This window comes from Aurantiacibacter odishensis, assembly GCF_003605195.1.
GTDB lineage: Bacteria > Pseudomonadota > Alphaproteobacteria > Sphingomonadales > Sphingomonadaceae > Alteraurantiacibacter > Alteraurantiacibacter odishensis.
Genome location: NZ_QYOS01000023.1, coordinates 432,665 through 458,726 on the forward strand (window position 1 = coordinate 432,665; position 26,062 = coordinate 458,726).

The following is a 26,062-nucleotide window of genomic DNA, read 5'->3' on the forward strand; positions in this document are numbered from 1 at the left end:
AGGCCTCGCCAGCGGCACGACCCGCCTGACGCGGCGTCAGCCGGCTATCGCGCCTTTCGCAGCAACCTGGCCACGTGCCGCATTAGCCTGACCAAAGGACACGACTGCAGCTGCCGGGTTTGCAAGCAATGCGCCCTGCGGCCGGAAATCGCCATTCACGCTGTCGGCAAACAGGCTCTCGTCAGTTCCGCCTTGGGTCGTATCGACCGCGCCCAGAGCTTCTATCATCGCGGCACCCGTCTGCACGTGGTTGCTGACAACCGGGATGCCGGGCGAAATGCCTGCATTGAACACGATGCCGGGCGCCACGTTGTTCGCAAACAGGCAATAGTCATCGCCGCTGTATGAATTGTCGGTACGGAAGCTGAAGCGCTGCCGCGCCAGCGAGTTATGCGCCACGACGACGTGGCGATGGGGCTGCGCCATCTGCGACTGGTTGTTCTCTGAAGCTATGTCTGTCGCGGCGTTGTTCAGCACCATGATGTCTGCCAGAACGCCGCCCGTTCCCGAAGAGGTTATGAAGAACAACTGGCCGTAGAAGCCGAACACCGTGTTCCCGCGCACGATCATGTTCTCCTGCGCGCCAATGTATTGCACGAAATCCGCGTGCTGATCCGATGCCGTGATGAAGGTGTATGGCACAGTAACATCCACATCGACCACATCGCCGCCTACATCGCCGCGCTTGTAGAGCTGGGTCGCCCGCCAAGTCTCGTCGTCAAGGACCACCGCACTGAAATCGGACAGGATCGAGCCGCTATCATCCGGCGTTACGCCATTGAGCCAGTCAGCCACATTGCGGATGTAGAACTTCCGGTCTGCCAGCGCATCCGACCAGTAGGAGGTTATGGTGTACCGGCTCACCGGAATGCCATCCACCTTGGCTGTTATCGTGCGATTCTCCGTCTCGTTGCCGGAGACCGAGATGGAGGCGGAATTTCCCGCACCCGTGTATTCGACAGTCAGCGCGTCCACCTGCTGCCTGAAAGCGCGGCTGTCCCAGTCGCTAAACTGGCTGTCGATCACGGCATCGGCATTTTTCACAGTGTCTCCGACGCCGCCGCTCGCATTCACTCCGCGCACAAGGGAGGCGTTGCTGCATGCATTGGCAACGCCCGTTATCGCACATTCTGTGAACCACGGCTTGCCCCTCACGCGCCAGCCGCCGGGATAGGCTGACAAACGCCACTTGGCGTCGCGGCCACCCCGGCTGTTCGCTATCTGGCATCCGTCGAGCCAGTGATTGGGCGCGCCGCTTTCCTTGTAGAGTTCGGTGAAGTTGGCGAAATCGAGCGTGATGTTCTCGCCCTTGAAGTGCAGTCCGTTCACTTTCGGGCGCATCTGCTGCTGCGAGAAATCGAGCGTGGGCCGGCCGATCACCACACCGGGCACCGCTGCCTCCACCGTGATGTAACCAAGACCGTCACCTGCACGCGTCGGACCGGAGAGCGTTTCGCAGGAATAGGTCCCTGCTTTCATGATCCGAATGCGGGCCGTGACGGCGGCACGGTCCCTGATGGCTGTCAGTGCAGCTTGCAGCGTCTGATAGTTTGCAAGATGCTGTGCCGGTGCATCGGGATCGATGGTCAATTCGATGTCATGCAAGCTGTCCGACGGGAAAACGTGACAGGGCCCAATCACCCGGCTTTGCATTGTCGGATCACGCGGCACCGCCTCGAAATAGACGTGCCCGGCACCAACGCCGGTGCGCTTCAGTGTGATCCACCATCCGAAGTAGGTTACAGGGTTGCCATTCGCATCGTTGAAGCTGTGAAAGTTCGGCGCGGTAATTTCTTCACTCGCACCCTCGTAATGGCACACAACCTTCTGCAGCCCGCAGGTGTTGAGCAGGCTGCCATTGTCGTTGGCCCAGGCATCCACGCCGATAGTGAGCTCATCGGTAAATGCCTGCCTGTCGGGCACAAGCAATCGCATTGCCGGCTTGGCAGTCTGGCGAACAGGGTCGACGGGCAGTTGCGAAAAGCCGCTGCCGGTGACACCTGTCCAGGCATCTGATGGGCGAATTTCCAATCTTCCGGTTCCTGCACCCCTTATGGCGATCGCATTGAGGCGGCGCCCCCCTGCCACGCGCGATGGTCCAAATCCGTAACCGGGCATCAGGCCAGCGCCACCAGGCCGGATGCCGTCGTACCTGTTGCCCGCACTGCTTCCACGCGAATGTCGAGGATGCAACCCGATGGCAGGTTCTGAAAAGTAACGTCCTGCTCCGATCTGATCGGTCGCACTACAAGATCGCCACCGAAACCGACGTAGATGGCCTTGGTAACCTGCGCCAATTCACCGGAGTCGTCGGGAGTAATCGCGTGGCAACGATCGGACGGCGCAATCAGGCTCGAACCTGAATTCTCGAAACGGTCAAAAGTCATCGGCACTCTCCTCTTGGTTGTAGAAGGAACGCCGCGCTAGGTAACTGATTTTCTGTAGGAAAGTTTTTTCGCCTCTGAGGTCAGAGCTCGGCGCCTAGCTGTCTTCGGCAAGGATTTTCGCGGGATTGCCGGCCACGCGCCCCCCCTCAGGCACATCCCGCAGTACCACCGCGCCAGGCATCACGTGAGCATATTCGCCGACGGTCACGCCCGGCATGATAACGGCCCGCGCACCAATGACAGCGCCCTTGCCAATTCGCGTATGCGGGCGAATGCCGCGCGTCATGTCGTGTGAAAGTACGATCGCGCCCATAGCGATGTAACAGTCGCTCGCGATGTGAATGCCCCGCGGGTTCGTCCTGTCGATATAGGCATCCAGCGCAATGTAGGCGCTGGGGTCGATGTCGAGGCCCCAGAATCGCTTCTGGAAAGCGTACCGCAGGCGTTGGCGCAAGCCGCGCTTGGGCACGGATAATTCGGTAGGCATGGACATGGGCGAACTGTATAACCGCCAGTGGTTATGCGACAATCCAATTTGCAGGCATGAGCAGGGACCTCAACAAATTTCGCAAGATCAGGCAGGTCGTGCTCGGCGCTCGCCGTCGGTGGCTGGAACACCGCACCGGGGCACACATCCATCCCACCAGTACGGTGTCTCTTTCGGCCACCATCGTCGGAGGAGCTCCCGGCGCTATCGAGATCGGCGAATACACCCTCGTGGCTTTCAAGAGCCTGCTGCTTGCGATAGATCCGATCGAAGGCCTGCGTCCGATCAGGATCGGCAAGCGCTGCTTCATCGGCGGCGGTGCGATCATCCTTCCCGGTGTGACCATCGCAGACGAGGTCATCGTCGGTGCAGGCAGCGTCGTGACGCAGGATGTGCCTGCCCGCTGCGCCGTGGGCGGCAATCCCGCGCGTATCCTGAAGCGCGATATCGAAGTCGGTCCCTACGGTCGACTATCCTACGCGGATGAAAACCAGCGCAAGAATGAAATCTAATCGGCGTCCCGGGCGGCAACGAGCGCTGCAAGCTTCAGCGGCGGTCCTTGTCGGGCTGGCCCTTCTGGCATGGGTGAGTGGTGAAGTGCCGAAATGGCGCCCGGGCGGCTCAGACACCGTGATGCACGAGCCGCTGCGCCCGCTCGGGGAGTTCCCGGTGGTACTGGACGCCGCGCAGCAGATTATCGCCGTTGGCGATAGCAATACCCGCGGATCCCTGTCAGGAGGACCGCAGGCTGCCTATCCAGCTATCCTAGGCAAACTCGTCGGAATGTCGCCAGTCAGGAATGCAAGCACAGGCGGAGAAACAGTGAGCGGCACTCTGTCCCGCCCGTGGATCGAGGCCCGTAGCGGCGATCTTGTTATCGTCATGTTCGGCACGAACGATGCCGCGCCGCGTGCCTGGCTTTCCGACAAGACGGCAGTGGATCCGCAACGGTACGCTGACGATCTCGCGTCGCTGGCAGAGCACTATCTGGCGCGCGGGGCCGAAGTGCTGATCCTGGCGCCGCTACCCGCTGGCTCCCGTGCAATGGACGAGAGGATCGCGCCCTATCGGGAGAAGGCCCGCGAGGCTGCACAGCGGAGCGGGGCGCGCTTCCTCGATCCCGTTACGGCCTTCGAGGGCGAGACGAATGTGCCGCTGACGTATGACGGGATTCACCTGACGAATTCAGGGCAACGCCAGCTGGCTCTGCTCCTCTCCGAACATCTTTCGATCGTGGATCGGTAGAACTTGGCTTGCGTGGCAATTTCATTGTGCAATGCAAAACGTTCTTGCAAACAGTACCTATCTCGTCCTTACATCGGACGCAATGACGCCAGGCAGATGCGACATCGAACCGCGCCTCCCGATGGCCGCCCCGTTCTTCTGATTTGACCGGCAGTTCTATGTTCTCGTCCTTCGTCCAGATAAACCGGTTGCGATTTCTGAAGGACCGGATCGTCCGCAAGGCAGCGCGCCCATTCAAAAGGCCGTCAAAGTTCGAGCCGCCTATGCCCGAGGCTATCCCGAAACGGATCTGGATTTACTGGGATCAGGGCTTCGATGCCGCACCGGCGCTCGTGAAGCGCTGCGTGAGAAGCTGGCAGGACTGTAATCCCGAGTGGACGGTCGAATTGCTCGACGCGGGCAATGTAGGCGCCCACGTTTCGCTCCCGCCCCTGCCCGATACCATTTCGAAAGCACACCGGGCCGACGTGCTGCGAACGCGGTTGCTGAACGAACACGGCGGAGTCTGGGCCGACGCAACGGCCTGGTGCCTCAGGCCGCTGAGCGAATGGTTGCCGGTAGTGGGTCAGGCGGGGTTCTTCGTGTTTTGCTGGACGCGAAGCGACAGGGGAATGATTGCCCTCGCGCCGCAACGTTCCCTGGCAAACTGGTTCATCGCAGCCGCACCGGGCAACGCCATGATCGATGCCTGGGACAGGATAACGCTGGACTACTGGCAAGGCAGGGTCGCAACCGACGTCTATCACTGGCACGCCGATGCGGTAGAATATGCCATACGGAAAGACCGGGATGCCGCATTGACCTGGGAGCGTATGCCGAAGCTTGGCGCGGCAGGCCCGCACATGTTGTGGTATGCCCTCGAACGCGGAGGCGATCTGGAGGCTGCAAAGAAGGCTATCTGCAGCGGCGCCTATCCGCTCCAGAAATTGAGCTGGAAGATGGCAGCGCCATTCGAGCAGGTCGAAACTCTCATGAACGATGCCCTGAGGCAAACGGATTGAGCGCACCGTTTCCTCCTCCGAAACGTGGCCGGCGCTGACATGCCCGGGCTGCGCTCAAGCGTCGGAACGGCCTCGATGTGGATCGGGGGATCGCGCCTGCTGGTGAACGCGCTGGGCGTGGTGTCGCTGTTCGTCCTCGCTCGCCTGTTGATGCCCGAAGATTTCGGTCTCGTGGCAATCGGCACCACGCTGGCTATCCTTTCGAAGTCGCTGACCGAGCTTTCGCTCGGCCAGGCCCTGATCCAGCATGCCGACCCGGAGCGGAGACACGTCGACACCGTTTTTACGCTGAACCTCATAAGAAGCTTCGTCGTTGGACTGATCTTCTTTTTCGGAGCGCCCCTTGTCTCGGCATTCTACGGCGATGATCGGCTGACGGAAGTCGTGTGGATCGTCGGCATCTGCGTATTTCTTGCGGGCCTCCAGAACCCGAAGCTGAACCTGTTGAAGCGGGATTTGCAGTTCTGGCAGGAATTCGTGCTGCTCGTTGGCGCCAAGCTGACGATGGTCGTATCATCAATCGTCCTTGCCATCATCTACGATTCCTACTGGGCATTGCTGGGCGGGATGGTAGCCGCGGAAGTCGTAGGGCTCATAGCCTCCTACGCCTGCGCGCCGTACCGGCCGAGGCTGCGCCTGAAGGAGTTTCGCGAATTCCTCAGCTTCTCGGGCTGGCTCTCGCTGGACCAGATCGTCCGGACCATCAATTTCAGGATGGACCCGCTGATCGTCGGGCGGTTCGTGGGATCCTCTCAGCTCGGCTTGTTCACGGTTTCCCTGAACCTGTCCAAAATCCCGACTCGCGAACTTACCGTTCCGCTGACGACATCGCTTTTCCCGGCATTCAGCAAGCTGACGCACGACAAGAAACGGCTGACCCAAGCCTATTACCGCGCGCAGACCCTGCTCTTCACGCTGGCGCTGCCCGCTGGCGTACTGCTGTCTCTGGTCGCCCGCCCCCTGATCGAGGTTGCACTGGGAGAAGCATGGTACGCAGCAACCCCGCTCGTTCAGGTGCTGGCCGTCATCGCCGCCGCTCGCTCGATCGCCGCGCCTTCACAGGCCCTTGCTCTTGCCACCGGTGACACGCGGCTGCTTTTCAACCGCAGCCTGCAGGCTTTGGTCTACCGCCTGCCACTGGTGATCGCTGGTCTGGCCCTGGGCGGTCTTGAAGGACTGTTGTGGTCTCTCTCGATAGTCTCCGTGCTTGGCATCGCTCTCGATACGAATGTAGTCTCCCGCCTGATCGGGTTCGGACTCGTGGACCATTTCAAGGCGAACTGGCGAAGCATCCTCGCCTGTCTTGTAATGAGCGCAGCTGTCATCGGAACGGGGCTGCTGCTGCCGGAAATGGACACTCTCTTGCTCAGGATCGTCGAACTGCTCTTCCTTTGCGCAGTCGGTGGCGCAATCTACCCGGCCACGCTCTTCGGGCTCTGGCACATTGGCAAGCGTCCGAACGGGGCAGAGGTCGAGATACTCGCCCTCGCTTCAGGAGCGCTCAGGCGGATAGGCGCCATGATCGGAATCAGGCCCCAGCCACAGGTGAACGCGGAAAAATGAACAACCACGAGCCGCTGATACTGCATCTGGGCGTCCACAAGAGCGCGACCACGTTCATCCAGCACACGCTGGCGCACAATCAGGGCGCAATCTACAGCGGCGGGCGGGCGTACTGGACACTGGAACAGTGCCGCCCGCAGATCGCCCAGGCAATCGCTGAACAGAGCCGGCAGGCCAGCTTGCTCGAACGATTGCGCAAGTTCAGGCGCGGCCCTTTCTACGGTGGTGCGGGAAAGGTCGCTTCGCTGTTGGAACCGCAGATGCCGGTGGTCCTTTCCGAGGAGAACATCATCGGCAATCCAGCCGATTGCATCGGCGGAGAAATCTACCCTCACGCATCACGACGGCTCGATGCGCTAGCACCCGCTTTCGGACAAAGGCCCGTCGAAGTGTGGCTATGCCTGCGCAACTACCCTGATTTTCTGTCATCCGTATTCGCAGAATCGCTGCGCCACGGCTCGCATATGGAAATCGGCGAATTTCTCGAAGCCAATGCGGAACCGCAAGGCGGCTGGATAGAGCTTGTCGCATCCATCCGGCACTCCCTGCCCCGATGTCGATTGGTGATCTGGAGATACGAGGATTTCGCAGGCCTGGGCAGGGATATCCTCAAAGGTCTCGCAGGAATCGAAGACATCGCTTTAGCCGACCCGCAGGGAGGTCCGACGCGTCCCAGCGCTTCCGACCGGGCCGTAAGGGAAATCTGCAAGCAGGGCGCATCGTTCTCGCGTGTCGAACGCGTGCTGCTGGCAGCCGCCCTCGAACAGCGTTACCCGCCGCAGAGCAAGGCGGACAAATTTTCGCCATGGTCTGATGCCCAGCGCCGCGCCATGCACGAGGCCTATGAAGCGGACTTGGACGAGATTGCAGAAATGCAGTCAGTCATGATGCTCAGACCGGGCAAGGCCTGACTGCGAGAGCTTTCTCAAGCACCTTCGAGATCGTATCCATATTCGGTCCAAGCCCCTTTGCCAAAACGTCGCGCGGCGAGAGTGTCGAGATACTTGGCATTGCTGTTCGCCAGCTTCGTGAAGCGTTCATCCTCCACAGTCTCGGCCGGCTTGCGTTTCAGTCCTGCGGAGCTCGCTACGCGCTTGATTTCGCCGACCGGATCGTCACAAAAGTCTTCATAGCGAATGCGGACGCAATCCTCAGCTTCGTCGGCGAGCGCGGCGGAATGTGCGACGTGCCAATGGAAGACGAGTTCCTCGAACGAAGTGCCAGACCACTTTTCCGTCGCTGCCGCCACCGCCCTTGGGTCCCGGGTCATGACAATGAAGCGCGCGCCCGGAAACACGCGGCGCAACCATGGGACCTTGGTCAGGTTCGGCGGGCTCTTCTCCAGCAGCGTATCGGACGGTTCGGTCAGCCAGCTCCCCCAGCAGTCGAGAAGTCGCTCCCTGCTGGCAGTGGCGGTCTGTTCATCGGGAATGTCCGGGTACATTTCCGGCGCGAACGCGAAGCGGCCTGCACCGCCATGCTTCAGCCCCGCCGGATAGACATCCTGCAGATGCTGGCCTTCGCTTTCATAGACCGGCGCCTCTAGCGCGCTGACAGCAAATTGCGCCCGGATATGCCGCTCCAACAGCGTCGTACCGCTGCGATGCAAACCACAAATGAAGACATAGTGTTTGAACTGAGGCCGTTGCGGCGAAACCCGGATCAACGGCAAGTCTTTTTCGGCTACCAGATCCTGGCCGGCGGCAGGATTGGGAGAGAAGCGACGGAGCAATCGGGGCAGGAGAGAATTTGTCATCTGGTTTTCGTCCCCCGATAGCGCGTGAGCTACGCGTTCTCACACTGGATCGATCCATTTTCGTTGAAAATTGTGCATTGCAATATATACCAGCCCGGTCAATACGATTGGCACCGACGCCGCCGGTTTTTGCGGACGGGCAACCAGCACTGAACACCTCGAGGCATTTTGCACCCATGAGTTCAGAAACTCCCGCAGCAGCATCTCGGCCGACTACGGGAATCCGCGTGATCAGCATGTCCGATGCCGCGGAACGTCGGGAGGCATTCGCACAGCGAACCGAAGGTATTTCCGCCAGCTGGTCCTTCTTCGATGCATGCACGTCGCTGCATTCGACACTGCGCTATGACGCAGCCGAGGTGCGGAGCACTTACGGGCGCGAACTCTCGAAGGGCGAGATCGGCTGCTATTCCAGCCATTACGCCCTGTGGGAGGAATTGCTGCGAAGCGATGCGGATCAGTACCTGATCCTCGAAGATGACGTGCTTGTCGACTGGGCGATGGTTGACGCCCTTTGCGCGACGGACCTGGGAACACGCGGGCTTCACTACTTGCGTTTGTTCTACAAGTATCCCGTGCGTCACATGGTGAGGCAGCGCGACTTCGTTTCCGACCGCCACCAGCTTGTGGAGCTATTCGGCTGGTCCAAGGGAACACAAGGCTACATCGTCACCCGGCGCGGTGCCGAGATACTGCACGAAGCCTGCGCACGGTTGCAGATGCCCATCGACGACCAGATGGACCGGTCGTGGGTCCATGGCCTGCCGAACATGACGATTTTCCCCGCACCGCTGATCGAGCAGACCCTGCCGTCCCAGATCGGCGACGACCGTTATGCGAGCAAGTCGGGGATGGCCGGCGTGAACCGTTTCCGCAGGGACGAAGAAAGCAAGATACGCGCGATGTATCTGCGCGAGAAGGCGAAGTCATTTATCGACCGCCGGTTCAGGTCCCGGGGATCGGCGTCATGATCATAAACGACGCCACGCGAACAGCTTTCATCCACATTCCCAAATGCGCGGGCACCACGGTTCGGTTGGCGCTGGAGCAGCACGACGATCACGAAGCGGATCTGGTTGCCGGTATGACGCCGCATCCGGTGCTGGAGCTGACCTATTCGCCCGATGGCGGCGAGACGTACATCGATATCCACCACATCACTCTCGGCCAGTTGCAGCAGTTTTTCCCCGAAGTGATGGCGAAAATCCGCGCCTATTCAGCATTTGCGCTGGTCCGCGATCCCGCCGGGCGCCTCGTTTCCGCCGTGACCCAGCGGCTGAAGCAATTTCACGCCATTCCCGTTCAGGACCTGCCGCCGCAAGCGCTCGCCGATGCGCTGTCGAAAGCTTTCGACGAGCTCGACGCTCTGTTCGCGAGATCGCCGAACCTCCCGCCCGATTACATCCATTTCCAGCCGCAGGTCGACTTTATCGATCTGGGCGACGAGCGTATCGTTCAGAACCTCTATCCAACGCACGATCTGGCCGCTCTCGAGGCCGATCTGGTAGAACACTTCGGTCCCGAAGAGATCGCGTTCGAATCCTTTTCCGGCAAGCGGGCCAATGCATCGAAGGTTCACAGGTTCGGCTGGCTGCAGGATATGGTCACGAAGCATGGCGGCCTCGCGAAAGGCATCAAGCGCAGCCTTCCCGAGGGCTTGAAGCCGGGTCTCAAGCGGGCGCTTTATCGAGACCGGGGCGACGCCCTGGCGTCCACTTTCGACAAGATGCAGGTCGAACAGTTCCTTGCCCGGCATTACGCGAAGGACATGGCGTTGTGGCAGTCCGTCAGCGCGCCCGCCTTGCAAGCCGAAAGCGCTGCCCAGTGACATCATTTGCCGTCGTCATCCCCACTTTCAACCGTGCCGAAACCGTCGGCACGGCGATCGAGAGCGTGCTGGCGCAAGACGAAAAGCCCGAGGAAATCATCGTCGTCGACGATGGCAGTACAGACGACACTCCAGCGGTTCTTGCCGGATTCTCAGATGCCATTACAGTCATCCGCAAGGACAACGGCGGCGTGGCTTCGGCGCGCAATGAAGGATGTTTTTCAGCCAACAGCGACTGGATCACGTTTCTCGACAGCGACGACATCTGGCTGCCTGAACGCATGACCACCTTGCGCCGCGACATCGCCGCGGCCGATGCGCAGGTTGTCGCTCACGTAAGCGACCTGCGCTTCCGCGGCCTGAGGGATCCGTCCCGCACCTTCTTTGACGCGATCGGGCTGGAACTGGCCGCCGGCACCGTGCGGGCCGTGGAGCAGCCGCTCACACGGTTCCTGCATTCGTTCTATTTGCAGACGGCCGCCATCAGAGCCGATGCATTTCGCATGGTCGGTGGGTTCGATACAAGCTTCCAGATCGACGAAGACACCGAACTGGCGCATCGCATTGCCGCTCTCGGTCCCTTTGTCGTACGAGGCTCTATCGCGGCAGAGGTAATCCGTACCGAGGGTGACGAAGAAGCCTTGTCGCTGCTGCGCGGCAAGGACCCGGCACAAGCCTGCACCCTGAAAGAGCGACAGTTTCGCGGCATCCTTGCGCGACCGGATATTGCAGGTTCGCACGATCTTGCGCGCAAGGCCTTGCTCGACAACCAGCTGGACCGCGCACAACTGGCCAAGGCCGGGCGAATTTCCGGAAGCAAGACCATGATCCTGCTCAAGGCACTGGCGATCCACCCCAACAAGATGGTCGGCGCGGCGAAAATTGCCCGCAGCGCACTCGGCTACAACAGGTCGAACAGGGGAGTGGACAGGACCGGGGGTGTTATCAAATGACTTTGCCGCTAAAGTCCCAGGTGCGCGCGCCTCATGGCGAGACGGTGCTGTCTACCGGCTGCGCGATTTCGGCGGGACAGCGCCCTGAGAGCATTTGGCAGATTATCTGATGGCAACGACATTCCCTCGAAGACAGATGGTCGGCCAAAGTCGAGGCAAGCTCCTCACACCCGAAGTGAAGGCGATATTGCCAGCCGTTCTGCTAGCCTATGCCGCAATGGCGCCGCAGGAAGTCCGGCTCGACATCGCGGGCCAGAACCTGTTCTCCTACAGGATCATCGGGCTGCTCTTGCTTCCCTGGCTGACAAGCCGCCTGGTAACGGGCAGGCTGGTACTGACTGCGATCGACTGGCTCATTCTGCTCGCCGCGGCGTGGATCACGGTTTCATTCGCGGCATACTATGGCTTCGCCGAAGGCTTCGGCCGCGGTGTGGCGCTATCGCTCGACCTTGCGCTGCCGTACCTGATTGCCAGAGCGTCGATCAAGTCGCTGCAGGATTTGCGGCGCTTCCTCGTTCTCATTGCACCGGGCGTAATTTTCTCAGGCTTCATAATGGCGCTGGAATCGCTGAGCCAGCGCTTCCTCGTCAAACCCTTCGCCGGGCAGATATTCTCACCGCTGGGTGTCTATAACGAAGGTGCCAGTACCGGCGTGCGCAATACCATCAGGCAGGAGTTCAGGCTTGGCCTCATGCGCGCCTACGGGCCGTTCCCTCACCCGATCCTCGCGGGCCTCTTTCTCAGCGGCATGATCGCCCTGTACTGGCCATCTCAGATCAAGTCCTGGCCCCGTCTTCTCGCGATCGTCGCGGGTCTGTGCGCGTTCTTCTCGCTCAGTTCGGCTTCATTTCTTGCGCTGATGATCGTGATCGGGCTGCTCGGCTATGAGCATTTCCGCCGCTACTTCGCAACGCTGAGCTGGCCGCTGTTCATCTGGGGCGCGATTCTTGGATTGGTCGTACTGGAAGTCATCACCGAGGCGAACCTGCTGGAATTGTCAGCGCGTTTTAGCATCAGTTCCGGGTCTGCATACAACCGCATCAGGATCATCGAATACGGCTTGGCGTCGATAGCGAATTATCCTGTGTTCGGTATCGGCTTCGAGAATTTCGAGAGGCCCAGCTGGATGGTCGCGAGCGTCGACAACCACTGGATCCTTTGGGGCATCCGCTCCGGCGTCCTCGTTCCCGTCACGATCCTGTTTGCCGCAATTCTCACCATGGTCCGGTGCGGACGGCGTGCCGCATTGCTGACAAAGGCTGACCGGCAGCTGCAAATCGGCCTCAATATCTGCTTCTTCACATTCTTGCTGTGCGGCGCGACCGTGGCCTTTTTCGGCGGCGTGCAGACCTGGTTCCACATGCTGTTCGGCATCTGCGTTTCCGCTTCTGCCGTTCCGTTCGAAAAATGGGTCAACGGCTGGAAGGGGCAGAGCCGTTGAACGAGATTTCCTCCGATCCGTTGAACGCAGATGAGGCAGTTTTCCAGCCGGTTGCCGGTGGCCCGCAGGTCACCGTCATCATGGTGAGTTACAACACACGTGAATTGACGCTTCGCGCGATCGAAACCCTTTTCGAGAACGCCGGAGATGTAAGCTTCCGGCTTGTCGTATGGGACAACGATTCCGCCGACGGTTCTGCCCAGGCAATCGCCGAGGCGTTTCCCGATGTCGAACTCATCGAGTGTGAGGAAAACGTCGGCTTCGCCAGGGCCAACAACGAAGTGGCCAAGACGGCGACTACCGAGTGGCTGCTGCTCCTCAATCCCGACACGGAGACTCACCCGAATGCGATCGAGAACCTTCTGAGATTCGCGCAGGCCAATCCGCAGGCCGGCATCGTCGGTGGGCGTACCGTCTTTCCCGATGGATCGCTAAACCGCGCTTCCTGTTGGAACCGGATGAGCATCTGGAGCCTGTTTTGCAGCACGACAGGACTTTCGCGCGCGTTCCCGGACTCCGAGTTTTTCAATCCGGAAGGGATCGGTGGATGGAAGCGCGACAGTGTACGCGAGGTGGATATCGTTGTCGGCTGCTTCCTGATGATCAGAACCGCCCTTTGGCACGAGCTCGGCGGCTTCAATTCGCGGTATTTCATGTATGGGGAAGAGGCGGATATGTGTCTGCGCGCAGCGCGACTCGGTTACTCTCCCATGATCACACCCGATGCGCAGATCATGCACCTCGTTGGCGCAGCGTCGAAGGTGCGCGAGGATAAGCTGGTTCGATTGATGCGCTCGCGAGCAACTCTGATCCGTGATCACTGGGGCAAGTTTTCCCAGCCATTCGGTATCGCCCTCATGTGGCTTTGGGTCGCCAACAGGCGGCTCGGATCGCTCGCTCTGTGGAAGCTGGGTCGTACCAGCCGCGAGACCCGCGATATGTGGCGCAACATGTGGCAGCGCCGGCGCGAGTGGCTGAAGAGCTACTGATGGCAGACGAAGCGATGCCCGTTCGCAAGCGCTCGCTTGACCGCAAGGCACGGCGCAATCGCCTGCTGCGCTCAGTTCTCGACCCCCGCGCATGGGCCCACCTGCTGAAGTTGGTGAACTACTACAATTACACGCACGTCCGGCCCTTGCGAGCCATAGCGATCGGATCGCAGCCGAGCATCAGTCCTGATGTTTGTTTCGATCATCCCGAACGCATCGAAATTGGCGACCGTGTCCGCATCGGCTCGCGTTGCCATATCTGGCCGGGGTCGAGTAACGGCCGCATTGTCATCGGCAACGATGTGCTGTTCGGGCCGGAAGTAATGCTGACCGCTGCCAGCTATCGCTACAACGACGGATCGCCTGTAACCGATCAGACCATGGACGAAGCGGACGTGATTATCGGTAACGACGTCTGGCTCGCGACGCGCGCCATTGTCCTGCCTGGCTCTACGATCGGCGATGGGGCGATCGTGGCAGCAGGCGCAGTGGTGAAGGGCGACGTACCGCCCGGAGCGATTGTAGCAGGTTCACCGGCGAAGATCGTCAGCCAGCGCAGCATGGACCCACCTTCCCGAAACTGACCTAGCTGAGTGCGCCTGACGCACCCTGTCCGACTGCGCCCCTCAGGCCTTCAGCAAAAGCATCGCCGATGGCTGTTCCGTTGAACCGCAAGGCATCCTCGCTGAGCTGCCAGTCCGCGAGCGTAGCTTTCAATTCAGCCTCGTTTTCGACAAGCTTGGTCATGGCCTTTGCAAGCGCTGAGTAATCCTCCGGATCGACACCTATCGCGAAGGGCGCGTAATCGAACAAACCATCAACAGCTGTCCCCGACGGATAGATTATCGGTAGGCCGCAAAACAGCGCCTCGATGAACACCATGCCAAACGTCTCGCGCTTCGAAGGAAGAACGAACCCCGTGGCACCAGCCATTTCGCTGCGCACATCGGCTGCATCGCGCTCTCCCGCGAGGGTGGTGTGCGTGTCCGAGGCGGTCAGCGCGCGAGCATTGGCCCAGTCTTCTTCTGAGCCTCCACCGATGATGCGCAGGTCATAGTGTCTGCCTTCTGTCCGATTGATGCGCTGCGCCTCCATGATCGCTTTCAGGTTCTTCCTGCTGGCACTCTTGAGGTGAAAGACGCTTAGCAGGTATGAATCGTTCACCTGCGGAGGTGTGATGTCTTCGATCGCAGGGATGCAGGGCAGCATCGTGGTCGGACCGCTACGCTTACCCAAATACGATTCCACGCTGATGAGCGACCAGGGCGAAAACGGGAAGACCCAAGCCGCCTCGTGGAACACCTTGCCAAGATGAGCGCGCAAGTCGGGCCGGGCTGAAAGGATTTTCTGGTCTGTGTCGCCCTGCAGCACGAGCGCGTAGGGAACTCCCAGCCTGCGTGCGATGCGATAGGCGCAGAACCCCTCTACCGTCAGTTTATGGCCGACGATCAGATCAGGCTTCTCCTCCCGCAGAACGGTGTGGGCGATTTCGTCGGCCAGTCGCTCCAGCATCGTGCGGTGCAATATGCCGCGCGGCGGCGCTGGATAGATTGCCGTCGTACCATACGGAAACTCACCGAACTGAGTTTCGGGCAGGGGCTGGCCTGGATTGCGCAGAATCTTTGATGCAAACGAGGCAACGCCGGGAAAACGCCTGTTCAGCGAGATGACGCGATGGTCGAACTGCTCTGCTGTCCGATCGACCAAGGCTTTCACAGCCTTGGTTTTTGCAGCCTCTACCGGGTCGGGGAAGTCAGCGGATAGGTGCAGAACTCGCAAGACGCTTTCTCCTGCCCGGAAGTCCGCTGAATGCGCCGTGCGCTAGCGAGCGCGAACACGAATCACTTGTCGCCGTAACTGTAGTACTGGTACTGATAATTGTAGCTCTCGCCTGCGCTCATGGCCTGATACTTGGTAAGGATCGAGGCCACGACGTTGCCGCCCATTTCGCGCATCCTGCGGATCGCCTGCCGTGCCTGACGACCGCTCGTGCGGTTCGCTTCGACAACGAAGACGGTAGCATCGCAGTAACGGCTGACAAGCGGAGCATCCGCAATACCCAACACAGGCGAACAGTCGATCAAGATCACGTCAAATTCCTGACGCCAGCGCGCGATGGATTCCCGCACGAGGCCCGACGAGAGGATCTCGACCGGGTTTTCAGGAATTTTCGAGACACCGAGAATGTGAACGCCGGTGGCCTCGTTCCTTGCGACAGCCCTTTCCAGCGGGACACGCTCGTAAAGTACGTCGACGACACCGTTGTCGGGGCGCGGAAGTCCCTGTTGCACGTGAACGGTCGGGCGGCGCAGGTCGAGATCAACCAGGAGCACCTTGCGCCCGAGCCTTGCATATTTCTCTGCCAAGGCCGCCGCCGTGGTAGACTTGCCCTCGCCACCTTGCGAACTGGTCAACTGAATGACGGGCGTGCCTTCTGTCGGCAAGGCCGCATCCAGCGATGCACGGATAGATGCGTAACTCTCGCTGAGGGGAGAGAACGTATCGTGGATCTCTTCGCTGACCGGGTCCGACACGTAAGGTGTGTGGCCAAGGCCGTCGATGCCGAGCTTGCGCTGAATATCCTCGAAGCTGCGGATCTTGTCATCCAGCGTCTCACGAAGAACCGCAATTGCCGCTGCCAGGCCGAGGCCGAGAGCAAGTGCGATGAGAAGGTTTTCCATCAGGTCCGGAGACACTGGTGCACCCGGCCTGTCAGCGCGATCTAGGATCGAGAGATCGCTGCTGCGCAGATTTGCGGCGGCCGAGATCTGCGTGGAACGCTCGATCAGGTTCTGAAGCTGCAGCCTGAGAGCGACAACTTCGCGCGTGATGAGATTGTACTGAACCCGGCGATCCTGCTCGTCGAGCGTTTCATTTGCCGTGTCGCTTACTTCTCCGGCCAGCGCAGCTTCCTGCCTTCTGGCGACTTCGTAAGCGTTCTGGATGGTGGACTTGATATCCTGCCTCGTCTGCTCGAGCGCTTCGTTGACGCGTTCGAGCTGCTGGAGTGCGTCGCGCAGGTCAGGATAGTCATCCTGGTAGCGCTCGCGCAGAGATGCGATCCGGTTCTCGAGTTCCACGCTCTGCTGTTCGAGCGCCTGGACCGAACCGTTCTGCTGCACTTCCGGAATCAGTCGCGCCGGAAGATTGGCGACACTGCGCCAGCGCTGCTCGGCTGCGATGCGGGCCGTGCGTGCAGCCGTCAGCTCGCTGTTCAGCTGCTGGAGATTGGCGCTGCTAAGAGTCGGTGCCGTTCCCGAGCCTGCAACGTAGTCGCCATCGCCTGATCCGGGCTGGCCGATCAGGCGGTTGGCGCGTGCATAGCTGATGGCACGCGTTTCTGCTTCTTCAAGCTCTTCGCGCGTCTTGGCGATTTCGTCACGCAGGAAGTCGCGGGCGTATTCCGTCTGCTCTGTCGCGGCGCGCAGATCATAGGTCAGGAACGCTTCGCCATAGGCATTCGCCATCTGCTGCGCGAATTCGGGATCGGGCGATTCATAGGTAATGGTGATCAAGCGGACGTTGTTGCTCGGCGCCGCCGATACGCTTCCCTTGATCCGATTTGCTGCGACCTTGATCTGCTGGGCCTCCCAGGCGGCCGCGTTCACCCCTTCAGGCGGCGCAAGGGGAGCGTCGTCCCCCATGACGCGGGCGGAGCGATGCAAATCAAGCTGCTCGACGACGGCTTCGGCCATCGCCTGACTGCGAACGACGCGAGCAAGCGTAGCGATATGGAAATCAATTTCGTTGACGGGAATGTAGGGGTCGACGAGCTCCTGCCCCGCGATCACCCGGTCGCCGTAGACTTCCACGCGGACAGTGGTCGATGATTGGTAGACCGGCGTCGCGAGCATCGTCATGACGAAACCTGCCAGCAGCGCCGCCAGCACGACCGCGACGATCACGAACCGCTGGCGCCAGAGAACCGCGCGAATCGCGGTCATGTCAAACATCATACCGCCATCGCTGGATTCGTGAGGGCCGTCGTATGCGGTGGCGCGATTAGGCAAGTATCGATCGACGAGAGATGTACCGCCCGAGTGCTCTTGATTTCCGACCATACCGGCAGCTCTCTTCTTAGAAACGAGTGAACAGTGCGAAAACGGGAACGGCCTGCAGGAAATCCTGCCAGGCCTGCGACAGCTCGCTCGTCCCCACGACCACCCGGTCGCCGGGCATGAGTACGGGGTCGAGCATTTGGCCCGAACGCACCGCAGCGTAGTCGAACTTGGCAACGGCCATGCCGCCTTCGACCTGCCGGAATACGGCTACATCCTGAAGGTCGGCAACGCGTGTCGTGCCGTTCGCAAGAGCGATACCGCCCGAAAGTCGGGTGCCCGGCTGGAACTCGAATACGCCCGGATTTTCGACCTTGCCTTCAACGGTAACGCGGTGAGAAGCGAACTCGCGGATGTTCACCGAAACTTGCGGATTGCGCAGGTAACGGGTTCCGTAAAGCTCCTCCAGTCGCTCGCTAGCCATGGTCGGCGTCAGACCGGCAAGTTGCACCGGGCCAAGTAGCGGCATGACCACTTGCCCATCGGAATTCAGCATGACCGAATCAAACGAAAGGTCGGGCTCGCGGAAGACCGAGATCTGCACGATGTCAGTGGGGTTGAGCGGATAATTTTCGCGAATCTGGTAAGCGAAAGGTTCCTGGCCATATGAAGGGTCCGGCGCCGTTACTGCAAGGCCGGGCTCAATGGGCCGGCCAGTCGTACATGCACCCAGCAATGCCACTGCCACGATCACAGGCAATGCTGCGAAACTTCGTGACCCGCTTACTCTCAAAAATCGTAGACCCTGCATCCGGCTCCATCCGTTTATTTCGCAGTTGCGGTATAGACGCTGCATCGCGTAGAGCAAGGCGTTTTTAAGGGCAACTACGGTCAGTGCCAACTCGAGCTTCCCCTTTAATTACCTAGTATAAATTCCATCGGCTGAGAACGACTGAAAACGATATGATCACCTATGCCGCGATAGGTCTGTATCTCCTGACTGCAGCATTATGCTGCATCGCAGCATATTGCGCCCGCAAGACGCTTTCCCCGCAGCATAGAAGCCTTCGCTGGGGCATCGTGTCAGCTGCTTTCATCGCACTTGCAGCGATAAGATTTTTCGCAGTCGAGGAAATAGTCCGCAGGTCGTTGCGACAGGCACTTCGTCAGAGCCAGCTCTACGCCGATCGCGCTGAGGTTCAGGGCCCGTTGCTTGTCGCCGCCGCAATCGCGCTGTTCATCATGGGCATGGCAGCATGGCACCACATCTCAAGGACGCATGGTCCACAACGCTACCTTGCGGTGGCCGAAATGGCGGCACTGGCATTCGCGCCACTTTTCGCCTTGCGATTGCTGTCGCTGCATTCGGTCGACCAGTTACTCTATTATGGTCCGGTGAAGGGCAACTGGCTGATCGATGCCGGATTGACGCTTCTCGTCGCTGGCTGCGCCCTGCTGGCCCTCCGCACGCCCGATCCACGCAGAAAACCGGGCACTCGCGGTAGCCGCACCCACAAGCCGCACCGACCAAGATTCAGGGACCAGCCATGACGACGACCACGAAGCCTCGCCTTTGCCTAGCCGCTTCGGGTGGAGGTCATGTCCGGCAGCTGCTGGATCTGCAGCCGCTGTGGTCCAGACATGAATACTTCTTCGTCACCGAAGACACTGCTCTTGGACAAAGCATTGCCAAAAAGCACGAAACCCATTTCGTGCCGCACTTCGCCATCGGGCAAGCCAAGCTCGGCAAACCGCTTGCCATGCTGGGAGCCGCGTTCCGCAGCCTGCTGCGCAGCTTCGGGATCATTCGCAAAAAGCGCCCGGATGTGGTCATCACCACCGGTGCAGGCTCCCAGCTCTTCATCGTTTTCTGGGCGCGCCTGCTGGGTGCCCGCATCATCCTGATTGACAGTTTCGCGAGGTTCGACAGCCCAAGCGGTTTTGCTCGGCTCGCAGGGCCGCTCGCACACCATCGGCTGGCCCAATCCGAAGTATCAGGGCAAATGTGGAAGGGCGCTGAAATATTCGATCCGCTGCGGGAAACGCAGAGCCTGGCAGGCGAAAAGGAAGATCTCGTGTTCGCCACGGTTGGCGCGACCCTTCCGTTCCCTCGCCTGACACGAACCGTCCTTGCCGCGAAACAGGCTGAGGCCATTCCTGAGAAAGTCATCCTTCAGGTCGGTAAAGATTCCGGCACCAATGCGGAGTGTGAAGGACTGGAGATTGTCGAAACGCTGCCGTTCGATACCATCAAGAGCATCCTCGCACGCGCCCGCATAGTTGTCTGCCATGGCGGTACCGGCTCGATCATCACAGCCCTGCAACACGGATGCGCGACGATCGTTCTGCCCCGCCGGTTCGAACATGGTGAGCACTACGACAACCACCAGGCGGAGATCACCCAGAATTTCGTCGGCCGGGGCCTTGTTCTGACAGCGGAGACGCCCGAAGAGTTCGAGCAAGCGCTGTTGCAGGCCCGCACTTTCACACCGCGAGCAGTCGCGACGGACTATACCGCGATGATCCAGCGACTGGATGAAATAGTGAAGGGACGTGCATGATGCCAGTACCGCCGGGGGCATCTCTCGTGGTTGCCACGAAGTCCGCCCCTCGCAACCAGAACGTCGAACTACTGCGGATTATCGCAGCGTTCGGGATCGTGGTCTTTCATGCACAGGGCGAATATGCACCAGTCGGTTACGCCGGCCTTGTGATCTTCCTCTTCCTGTCGCCCTTCTATGACGCCAGTGCCTGGGAGAAACAGCGCAATCTGCCGACGCTTGCTGTGCGGCTGCTCCTGCCATGGGCAGTGTTCCTGGCAGTGCATGGAGCGCTGAATTTCGTCACCAAGGGCTGGATCGTGAACCCCGACCTCACACCGGGGGCGGCGATTCTTTACGGAACCTCGCCGCACCTGTGGTTCCTGCCATTCATCTTCGCGGTAATGTGTGCAGTCGCAATCTGGAAACGATTGACCGGCCCTGTTCCGCAAATCGTTATCGCCGCTGCGGGACTCGTCGCGATGATGGCGCTGGTTCCGCATTGGCGGGCCACGGGCGATGTCGCCGCCCCCCCTGTTGCGCAGTGGCTTCAGGCGGCTCCGGCAGTCCTCGCCGGTCTGGCGCTGGGCGCGGCAACTTCAGCCCGGAAACTTCGCCTGTTTGCCGTAGTGGCCATCCTTGTCGCTGCCGCGATCGCCATCTGGCAGGATGCGCGCGGGATTTCCGTGGCCTATGGCCTTGCACTGCCGCTTGTTCTCCTGGCGCTCTATTCTCCGAAGGTGCCTTTTTCTGTCGAGGCATTGTCCAGTTGCATGATGGGCGTATATCTCGTCCACGCTCTTGCCCTTGCAGTTGTCGGCGCTTTCCTCGAAAGGACTTCGCTGTTTGCAGCGGTAGTGGCATTTGTCGCCTCTGCAATCGGCGTCCTGCTCGCGCGAAAGCTGGTTCCGGCCACTAGGTACATTCTCGGATAGTCCGGAATGCTACGCTTGCCTTCGCAGGCCAATTCGGCCAACCGAGCGCGCAAATCGATGTTTGCAGAGGCAGAATTTAATGAGCCACCGTGTTGCCCTTATTACCGGCGTGACCGGCCAAGATGGTGCCTATCTTGCCCATCTCCTGCTGGAAAAGGGTTACGAGGTTCACGGGGTGAAGCGTCGATCGTCGAGCTTCAACACCGGTCGAATCGAGGATATCTACCAAGATCCGCACGTCGACAACCAGCGCTTCCACCTGCATTATGGTGATCTGACGGACAGCACTAACCTGATCCGCATCGTGCAGGAGGTACAGCCCGACGAAATATACAATCTCGCCGCGCAAAGCCATGTTGCAGTCAGCTTCGAAACGCCTGAATATACTGCCAATGCCGATGCCGTGGGCACCCTGCGCCTGCTGGAAGCGATCCGCATCCTCGGGCTGGAGAAGAAGACCCGTTTCTACCAGGCATCTACCTCCGAACTGTATGGTTTGGTGCAAGAAGTCCCGCAACGCGAGACTACGCCGTTCTATCCGCGCAGCCCTTATGCCGCGGCCAAGCTCTATGCCTACTGGATCACGGTGAACTACCGCGAGGCTTACGGGATTCACGCCAGCAACGGCATCCTTTTCAATCACGAAAGCCCGCTGCGCGGCGAGACTTTCGTCACCCGAAAAATCACCCGTGCCGCTGCAGCGATTGCTCTGGACCGCCAAGAAAAACTCTATCTCGGTAATCTCGATGCCCAGCGCGACTGGGGCCACGCGCGCGAATACGTGCGCGGGATGTGGATGATGATGCAGCAGGAAGAACCTGACGACTATGTGCTCGCTACTGGCGAAACGACCCATGTGCGTGACTTCGTGTTATGGGCTTTCGAGGATGCCGGAGTGCCCATCGAGTTTCGCGGCGAGGGCGTGGACGAAAAGGGCTACGCGAGAAGCGACGGGCGCTGCCTTGTCGAAGTAGACCCGCGCTATTTCCGCCCGACCGAGGTCGAACTGCTTCTCGGCGATCCCTCCAGGGCGCACCAGAAACTGGGCTGGCGGCACGAAACCTCTCCGCGTGAACTGGCGCGCGAGATGGTTGAAGCCGATCTCAAGATCATGCGTGACGAACCGATTGCCGGGTTCGACTGATGGCATATGAACTCAAGGGCAAACGTGTCTACGTGGCCGGTCACAAGGGCATGGTGGGCTCCGCAATCGTTCGCAGGCTGGCAAGCGAGGGCTGCGAAGTCCTGACGGCTGATCGAAGTGTGGACCTGCGCGAACAGGCTCTGGTGCGTGAATGGTACGTCGCGACCAAGCCTGACGCCGTGATAGTTACAGCGGCCAAAGTTGGCGGCATACTTGCCAACGACACCTACCCTGCCGATTTTCTCTACGACAACCTGATGATCGAGGCGAACCTTATCGAGGCCGCCTACAGGAACGACGTCGAAAAGCTGCTGTTTCTGGGCTCCTCGTGCATCTATCCAAAGATGGCTCCGCAGCCCATTCCCGAAGAGGCCCTGCTGACCGGCCCGCTTGAGCCGACCAACGAATGGTATGCCGTTGCGAAGATCGCCGGCATCAAGCTGTGCCAGGCTTATCGCCGACAGCACGTTTGCGACTACATCAGCGCCATGCCCACCAACCTTTACGGTCCGGGCGATAACTTCGACCTGTCCAGCAGCCACGTGCTGCCTGCGCTGATCCGCAAGGCCCACGAGGCAAAGGAAAGCGGCGCTTCATCCATCGAGATTTGGGGCACCGGTTCGCCGCGGCGCGAGTTTCTGCATGTCGACGATCTGGCAGACGGCTGCGTCTTCCTGCTGAAAAACTATTCGGACGAAGAGCACGTCAATTTGGGATCGGGAAGCGATATCCCGATCATCAAGCTTGCGGAGATGGTATGCGAAGTCGTCGGCTTCGACGGCAAGATCACCAAAGACACCTCGAAGCCCGATGGGACCCCGCGCAAGCTGATGAGCGGTGACAAGATTGCCGCGATGGGCTGGAAGCCTAAGATCGGCCTGCGCGATGGCATTGCGGATGCCTATCGCGCCTTCCTGAGAGGCGATGGCACGAACTAAAACGCGCGATCGTGGACCAGGACGGTCACGGTCGCGAACAGGATCTTGATATCGCGCCACAGGCTCCAGCCCTGTATATATTCGAGATCCGCATTCAGCCGGTCGGTGAGGTCGGCCTCGGTATCCGTTGCGCCGCGATATCCGCGCACTTGCGCAAGCCCCGTAATCCCCGGACGCAGACCGTGGCGCTGCCAGTACTTGCGGTCCACTTGCCAGAACAGCTTGCTGCCGGCTTTCGATCCGAGCGCATGTGGGCGGGGGCCGACCAGACTCATGTCGCCCTTCAGGACGTTGATGAGTTGAGGAAGTTCGTCGATGCTGGTCCGGCGGATAAAACGGCCGATCGGAGTGATCCGGTCATCGTCCTTCGACGCCGAACGACTGCCGTTGGCATCGGCTTCGCGCATCGAGCGGAACTTGTAGATATCGAAGAACTGGTTCCCCCGGCCGATGCGACGCTGCAGAAACATGACGGAACCGCCATCGTGCAGCTTAATCGCGACCGCCACCGCAAGCATCAATGGCAAAAGCACGATGAGTGCCGCAAGCGAGGTCACGATATCGAACACGCGCTTGAGGACGCGCGCCCTCATGCCCAGGTGCCCGGTTGAAACCTGTAGCGAACTGACATTCGCCGCATCGTGGTGGATCACGCCGAGTGCACCGATTTCGCGCGTGAATTCGGACACGATTTCACCATGTCTGCCCGAACCCTTCAACACTTCGGCCCAAGCCAGCCTGTCTTCCGTGCGGCAACTCACGACGACTTCGTCCATGTTGCACAGATATTTGGCAAGCCGGTCGAGCGAAGCCGGATCGTCGAACCGCGGCTCAATCCCGTGTTCCTCGGCATCGATATGGAATGCGAACGGCAGCACGAAGCGCGGACCGCCATCGTTGATCACAAGCTGGTTTTTCGGGTTCGGTCCCCATTGAGCCGTCAGCCAGCGGGAAAATCCGAAACGGAAAATCGCCATCATGGCCAACGCACCAACGATCCCCGACGTGAAAATGATACGCGAGAATTCCGCATTCATCTTGGCGAAGAAGGCGAAGAAGTTGAGTAGCGCGGCAGACACGAGGACTGCCGTGACTGCCTTGAGGACAGCCGAATTCGCCCCGGTGAGCGAATTGAGCGAATAGCAGCCGTTGTACAACGCGATCGTCAGAAAGAGCGGAAGAAGCAAATAGAGCGGAACGAGGCCCGACTGCATCTCCCTGTAGGTCGGAGACACATCATAATAGAGCAGCGTTGCGACCGCGAAGGATACGATCATCAAGCCGATATCGGCCAGCATCATGACGATGTAGTACTGAAGACGCTTGTGCTCGAGCGAACTTGCCAGACCGTTATGCGGAGGCGCAGGCAGTCGCCGGCGTGCCTCTGCCTGTTCGGGCGTCCGGGAGGGCGAGACTTCCGCCACTGCGTGGCGTTCCGAATCCAACAACTCCATGAAAGGCCCCTGTGCAAACGACTTCGGCGCGGCGGCTAGGTGATTACACCTATACCGTTTGTACTACGATTTCATCTGTTTTTTGCACTTGCGAGAAAAAGCGGATCTCCGGCGGCGACCGTAGACTGCCTTCACCGCCCCACGGCGACGTATTCGAACCCGTGGCGTTCGACGTCGGTGCGGCTGTAGAGGTTCCTGAGGTCTACCAGCAGGGGCGTTTTCAGCAGGCCTTTCATGCGCTCCAGGTCCAATGCGCGGAAGGTGTCCCACTCGGTCACGATCACGGCGGCGTCGGCGCCGTCCATCGCTTCGTAGGGCCCCTCGCAATAGGTCACCTTGTCGATCACCTTCTTCGCCTGCTCCATGCCTTCGGGATCGTAGGCCTTCACCCTGATCCCTGCATCCTGCAACGCCTGCACCACGCTGATCGCGGGGCTGTCGCGCATGTCGTCGGTGTTCGCCTTGAACGTCAGCCCCAGCACCGCCACGGTCCTGCCGTGCTGGTCGCCGCCGCCAAGGGCATTGATGACCTTGCGCCCCATCGAGCGCTTGCGCTGGTCGTTGCTGGCGACAACGCTTTCCACGATCCGCAGCGGGCTTTCGTAATCCTGCCCGGTCTTCAGCAGGGCCAGCGTGTCCTTGGGAAAGCACGAGCCGCCATAGCCCGGCCCCGGCATCAGGAAACGGTTGCCGATGCGGCTGTCGAGGCCGATGCCCTTCGCGACATCGCGCACGTCCGCACCCACCTTCTCGCACAGGTCGGCGATCTCGTTGATGAAGCCGATCTTGGTGGCGAGGAAGGCGTTGGCGGCATACTTGGTCAGTTCCGCCCCGCGCCGGCTCATCACCACCAGCGGGCTCTCGTTGCGGGTGAGCGGGCGATAGATTTCCGCCAGCACCGTCTCGGCGTGCTCGTCGTTCACACCGATCACTACGCGGTCGGGCCGCTTGAAGTCGTCGATTGCCGCGCCCTCGCGCAGGAACTCGGGGTTGGAGGCGACGGAGAACTCGAGATCGGGCGCGGTCTCGCGGATGATGCGCTCCACCTCGTCACCCGTGCCGACCGGCACCGTCGACTTGTCGACCACCACCACGCCTTTCGGCAGCAGCGGCGCCATCTCTTCGGCCGCGGCATAGACATAGGACAGGTCCGCATGGCCATCCCCGCGGCGGCTGGGCGTTCCCACTGCAATGAACACCGCGTCCGTTCCCGGCAGCGCCTCGGCAAGGTCCAGCGTGAACGCCAGCCGCCCGGCTTCCACGTTCTTCGCCACCAGCTCGTCCAGCCCAGGCTCGAAAATAGGGATTTCGCCAGCCAGCAGCGCGTCGATCTTCGACTGATCCTTGTCGACGCACACGACCTCGTGACCGAAATCCGCAAAACAGGCGCCGGAAACAAGGCC

At 60.3% G+C, this 26,062-nt stretch carries 25 protein-coding genes; 16 read left to right on the forward strand and 9 right to left on the reverse strand.

From position 1 onward, the window contains the following. Window positions 1–36: 36 nt before the first annotated feature. The 3 genes from D4Q51_RS09155 to D4Q51_RS09165 form a co-directional block, all read right to left on the reverse strand. The gene (locus D4Q51_RS09155) at window positions 37–2,031 is read right to left on the reverse strand and encodes a hypothetical protein (protein ID WP_162925259.1); all 1,995 of its coding nucleotides are present in this window, start codon (window positions 2,029–2,031) and stop codon (window positions 37–39) included. An 86-nt stretch (window positions 2,032–2,117) separates the two neighbouring features. Next, entirely contained in the window at window positions 2,118–2,387 is a 270-nt protein-coding gene (locus D4Q51_RS09160) for a spike base protein, RCAP_Rcc01079 family (RefSeq protein WP_120077434.1), read from the reverse strand. Window positions 2,388–2,481: 94 nt separating this feature from the next. Then, the gene (locus tag D4Q51_RS09165; protein WP_120077435.1) at window positions 2,482–2,880 is read right to left on the reverse strand and encodes an acyltransferase; all 399 of its coding nucleotides are present in this window, start codon (window positions 2,878–2,880) and stop codon (window positions 2,482–2,484) included. A 50-nt stretch (window positions 2,881–2,930) separates the two neighbouring features. Here D4Q51_RS09165 and D4Q51_RS16035 point away from each other — a divergent pair, with 50 nt between their 5' ends. From D4Q51_RS16035 to D4Q51_RS09190, 5 genes are all read left to right on the forward strand, one after another. After that, the gene (locus D4Q51_RS16035) at window positions 2,931–3,386 is read left to right on the forward strand and encodes a DapH/DapD/GlmU-related protein (RefSeq protein WP_120077436.1); all 456 of its coding nucleotides are present in this window, start codon (window positions 2,931–2,933) and stop codon (window positions 3,384–3,386) included. 121 nt (window positions 3,387–3,507) lie between these two features. After that, on the forward strand, window positions 3,508–4,119 hold the full coding sequence (locus D4Q51_RS09175) for an SGNH/GDSL hydrolase family protein (RefSeq protein WP_240624656.1): 612 nt from the start codon (window positions 3,508–3,510) through the stop codon (window positions 4,117–4,119). Between the two features lie 158 nt (window positions 4,120–4,277). Continuing rightward, window positions 4,278–5,120, forward strand: coding sequence for a capsular polysaccharide synthesis protein (locus D4Q51_RS09180; protein ID WP_120077438.1), 843 nt, complete (start codon window positions 4,278–4,280; stop codon window positions 5,118–5,120). Window positions 5,121–5,195: 75 nt separating this feature from the next. Further along, on the forward strand, window positions 5,196–6,683 hold the full coding sequence (locus D4Q51_RS09185) for a lipopolysaccharide biosynthesis protein (protein WP_162925263.1): 1,488 nt from the start codon (window positions 5,196–5,198) through the stop codon (window positions 6,681–6,683). Further along, window positions 6,680–7,594: a hypothetical protein gene (locus D4Q51_RS09190; RefSeq protein ID WP_120077440.1), complete on the forward strand. Its 915-nt coding sequence runs from the start codon at window positions 6,680–6,682 to the stop codon at window positions 7,592–7,594. The genes D4Q51_RS09185 and D4Q51_RS09190 overlap by 4 nt, the downstream gene beginning before the upstream one ends. 14 nt (window positions 7,595–7,608) lie before the next feature. Here the strand turns inward: D4Q51_RS09190 and D4Q51_RS09195 are convergent, their stop codons facing one another. Continuing rightward, complete coding sequence (locus tag D4Q51_RS09195; RefSeq protein WP_120077441.1) at window positions 7,609–8,439, reverse strand: sulfotransferase family protein; 831 nt, start codon at window positions 8,437–8,439, stop codon at window positions 7,609–7,611. 176 nt (window positions 8,440–8,615) lie between these two features. Between D4Q51_RS09195 and D4Q51_RS09200 the strand changes: the two genes are divergently transcribed. The 6 genes from D4Q51_RS09200 (at window position 8,616) to D4Q51_RS16040 (ending at window position 14,234) form a co-directional block, all read left to right on the forward strand. After that, a complete protein-coding gene (locus D4Q51_RS09200; RefSeq protein WP_120077442.1) occupies window positions 8,616–9,410 on the forward strand; it encodes a glycosyltransferase family 25 protein in 795 nt (264 codons plus the stop codon). Next, a complete protein-coding gene (locus tag D4Q51_RS09205) occupies window positions 9,407–10,267 on the forward strand; it encodes a sulfotransferase family 2 domain-containing protein (RefSeq protein ID WP_120077443.1) in 861 nt (286 codons plus the stop codon). The genes D4Q51_RS09200 and D4Q51_RS09205 overlap by 4 nt, the downstream gene beginning before the upstream one ends. Continuing rightward, a complete protein-coding gene (locus tag D4Q51_RS15715; RefSeq protein ID WP_162925265.1) occupies window positions 10,216–11,220 on the forward strand; it encodes a glycosyltransferase family A protein in 1,005 nt (334 codons plus the stop codon). Before D4Q51_RS09205 ends, D4Q51_RS15715 begins: the two co-directional genes overlap by 52 nt. Window positions 11,221–11,314: 94 nt before the next feature. Beyond that, a complete protein-coding gene (locus D4Q51_RS09215; RefSeq protein WP_162925267.1) occupies window positions 11,315–12,661 on the forward strand; it encodes an O-antigen ligase family protein in 1,347 nt (448 codons plus the stop codon). Then, on the forward strand, window positions 12,658–13,650 hold the full coding sequence (locus D4Q51_RS09220) for a glycosyltransferase family 2 protein (protein ID WP_240624650.1): 993 nt from the start codon (window positions 12,658–12,660) through the stop codon (window positions 13,648–13,650). The genes D4Q51_RS09215 and D4Q51_RS09220 overlap by 4 nt, the downstream gene beginning before the upstream one ends. After that, a complete protein-coding gene (locus tag D4Q51_RS16040) occupies window positions 13,650–14,234 on the forward strand; it encodes an acyltransferase (RefSeq protein ID WP_120077446.1) in 585 nt (194 codons plus the stop codon). Before D4Q51_RS09220 ends, D4Q51_RS16040 begins: the two co-directional genes overlap by 1 nt. A gap of 1 nt (window position 14,235) precedes the next feature. On the opposite strand, the gene D4Q51_RS09230 is transcribed toward D4Q51_RS16040, so the two are convergent. The 3 genes from D4Q51_RS09230 to D4Q51_RS09240 form a co-directional block, all read right to left on the reverse strand. Beyond that, complete coding sequence (locus D4Q51_RS09230) at window positions 14,236–15,429, reverse strand: glycosyltransferase (protein WP_162925269.1); 1,194 nt, start codon at window positions 15,427–15,429, stop codon at window positions 14,236–14,238. A 62-nt stretch (window positions 15,430–15,491) separates the two neighbouring features. Continuing rightward, the gene (locus tag D4Q51_RS09235; protein ID WP_162925271.1) at window positions 15,492–17,594 is read right to left on the reverse strand and encodes a GumC family protein; all 2,103 of its coding nucleotides are present in this window, start codon (window positions 17,592–17,594) and stop codon (window positions 15,492–15,494) included. Window positions 17,595–17,727: 133 nt separating this feature from the next. Further along, window positions 17,728–18,504 (reverse strand): polysaccharide biosynthesis/export family protein, encoded by a 777-nt coding sequence (locus D4Q51_RS09240; RefSeq protein ID WP_338068468.1) that lies wholly within the window; start codon window positions 18,502–18,504, stop codon window positions 17,728–17,730. Between the two features lie 107 nt (window positions 18,505–18,611). Between D4Q51_RS09240 and D4Q51_RS09245 the strand changes: the two genes are divergently transcribed. The 5 genes from D4Q51_RS09245 to fcl all read left to right on the forward strand — a co-directional run bounded on the left by D4Q51_RS09245 (window position 18,612) and on the right by fcl (window position 23,205). Further along, window positions 18,612–19,199, forward strand: coding sequence for a hypothetical protein (locus D4Q51_RS09245; protein WP_120077449.1), 588 nt, complete (start codon window positions 18,612–18,614; stop codon window positions 19,197–19,199). Further along, the gene (gene welK, locus D4Q51_RS09250) at window positions 19,196–20,209 is read left to right on the forward strand and encodes a beta-1,4-glucuronosyltransferase WelK (protein ID WP_120077450.1); all 1,014 of its coding nucleotides are present in this window, start codon (window positions 19,196–19,198) and stop codon (window positions 20,207–20,209) included. Before D4Q51_RS09245 ends, welK begins: the two co-directional genes overlap by 4 nt. Beyond that, the gene (locus D4Q51_RS09255) at window positions 20,206–21,123 is read left to right on the forward strand and encodes an acyltransferase family protein (protein ID WP_120077451.1); all 918 of its coding nucleotides are present in this window, start codon (window positions 20,206–20,208) and stop codon (window positions 21,121–21,123) included. The genes welK and D4Q51_RS09255 overlap by 4 nt, the downstream gene beginning before the upstream one ends. A gap of 79 nt (window positions 21,124–21,202) precedes the next feature. Further along, window positions 21,203–22,267, forward strand: coding sequence for a GDP-mannose 4,6-dehydratase (gene gmd, locus D4Q51_RS09260; protein ID WP_120077452.1), 1,065 nt, complete (start codon window positions 21,203–21,205; stop codon window positions 22,265–22,267). Next, entirely contained in the window at window positions 22,267–23,205 is a 939-nt protein-coding gene (gene fcl, locus D4Q51_RS09265) for a GDP-L-fucose synthase (RefSeq protein WP_120077453.1), read from the forward strand. The genes gmd and fcl overlap by 1 nt, the downstream gene beginning before the upstream one ends. Here the strand turns inward: fcl and D4Q51_RS09270 are convergent. Both D4Q51_RS09270 and D4Q51_RS09275 read right to left on the reverse strand, forming a co-directional pair. Further along, complete coding sequence (locus D4Q51_RS09270; RefSeq protein WP_120077454.1) at window positions 23,202–24,659, reverse strand: sugar transferase; 1,458 nt, start codon at window positions 24,657–24,659, stop codon at window positions 23,202–23,204. The genes fcl and D4Q51_RS09270 overlap by 4 nt on opposite strands. Before the next feature lie 131 nt (window positions 24,660–24,790). Next, the coding region (locus tag D4Q51_RS09275; RefSeq protein WP_162925085.1) for a UDP-glucose dehydrogenase family protein at window positions 24,791–26,062 on the reverse strand (1,272 nt) is incomplete at its 5' end.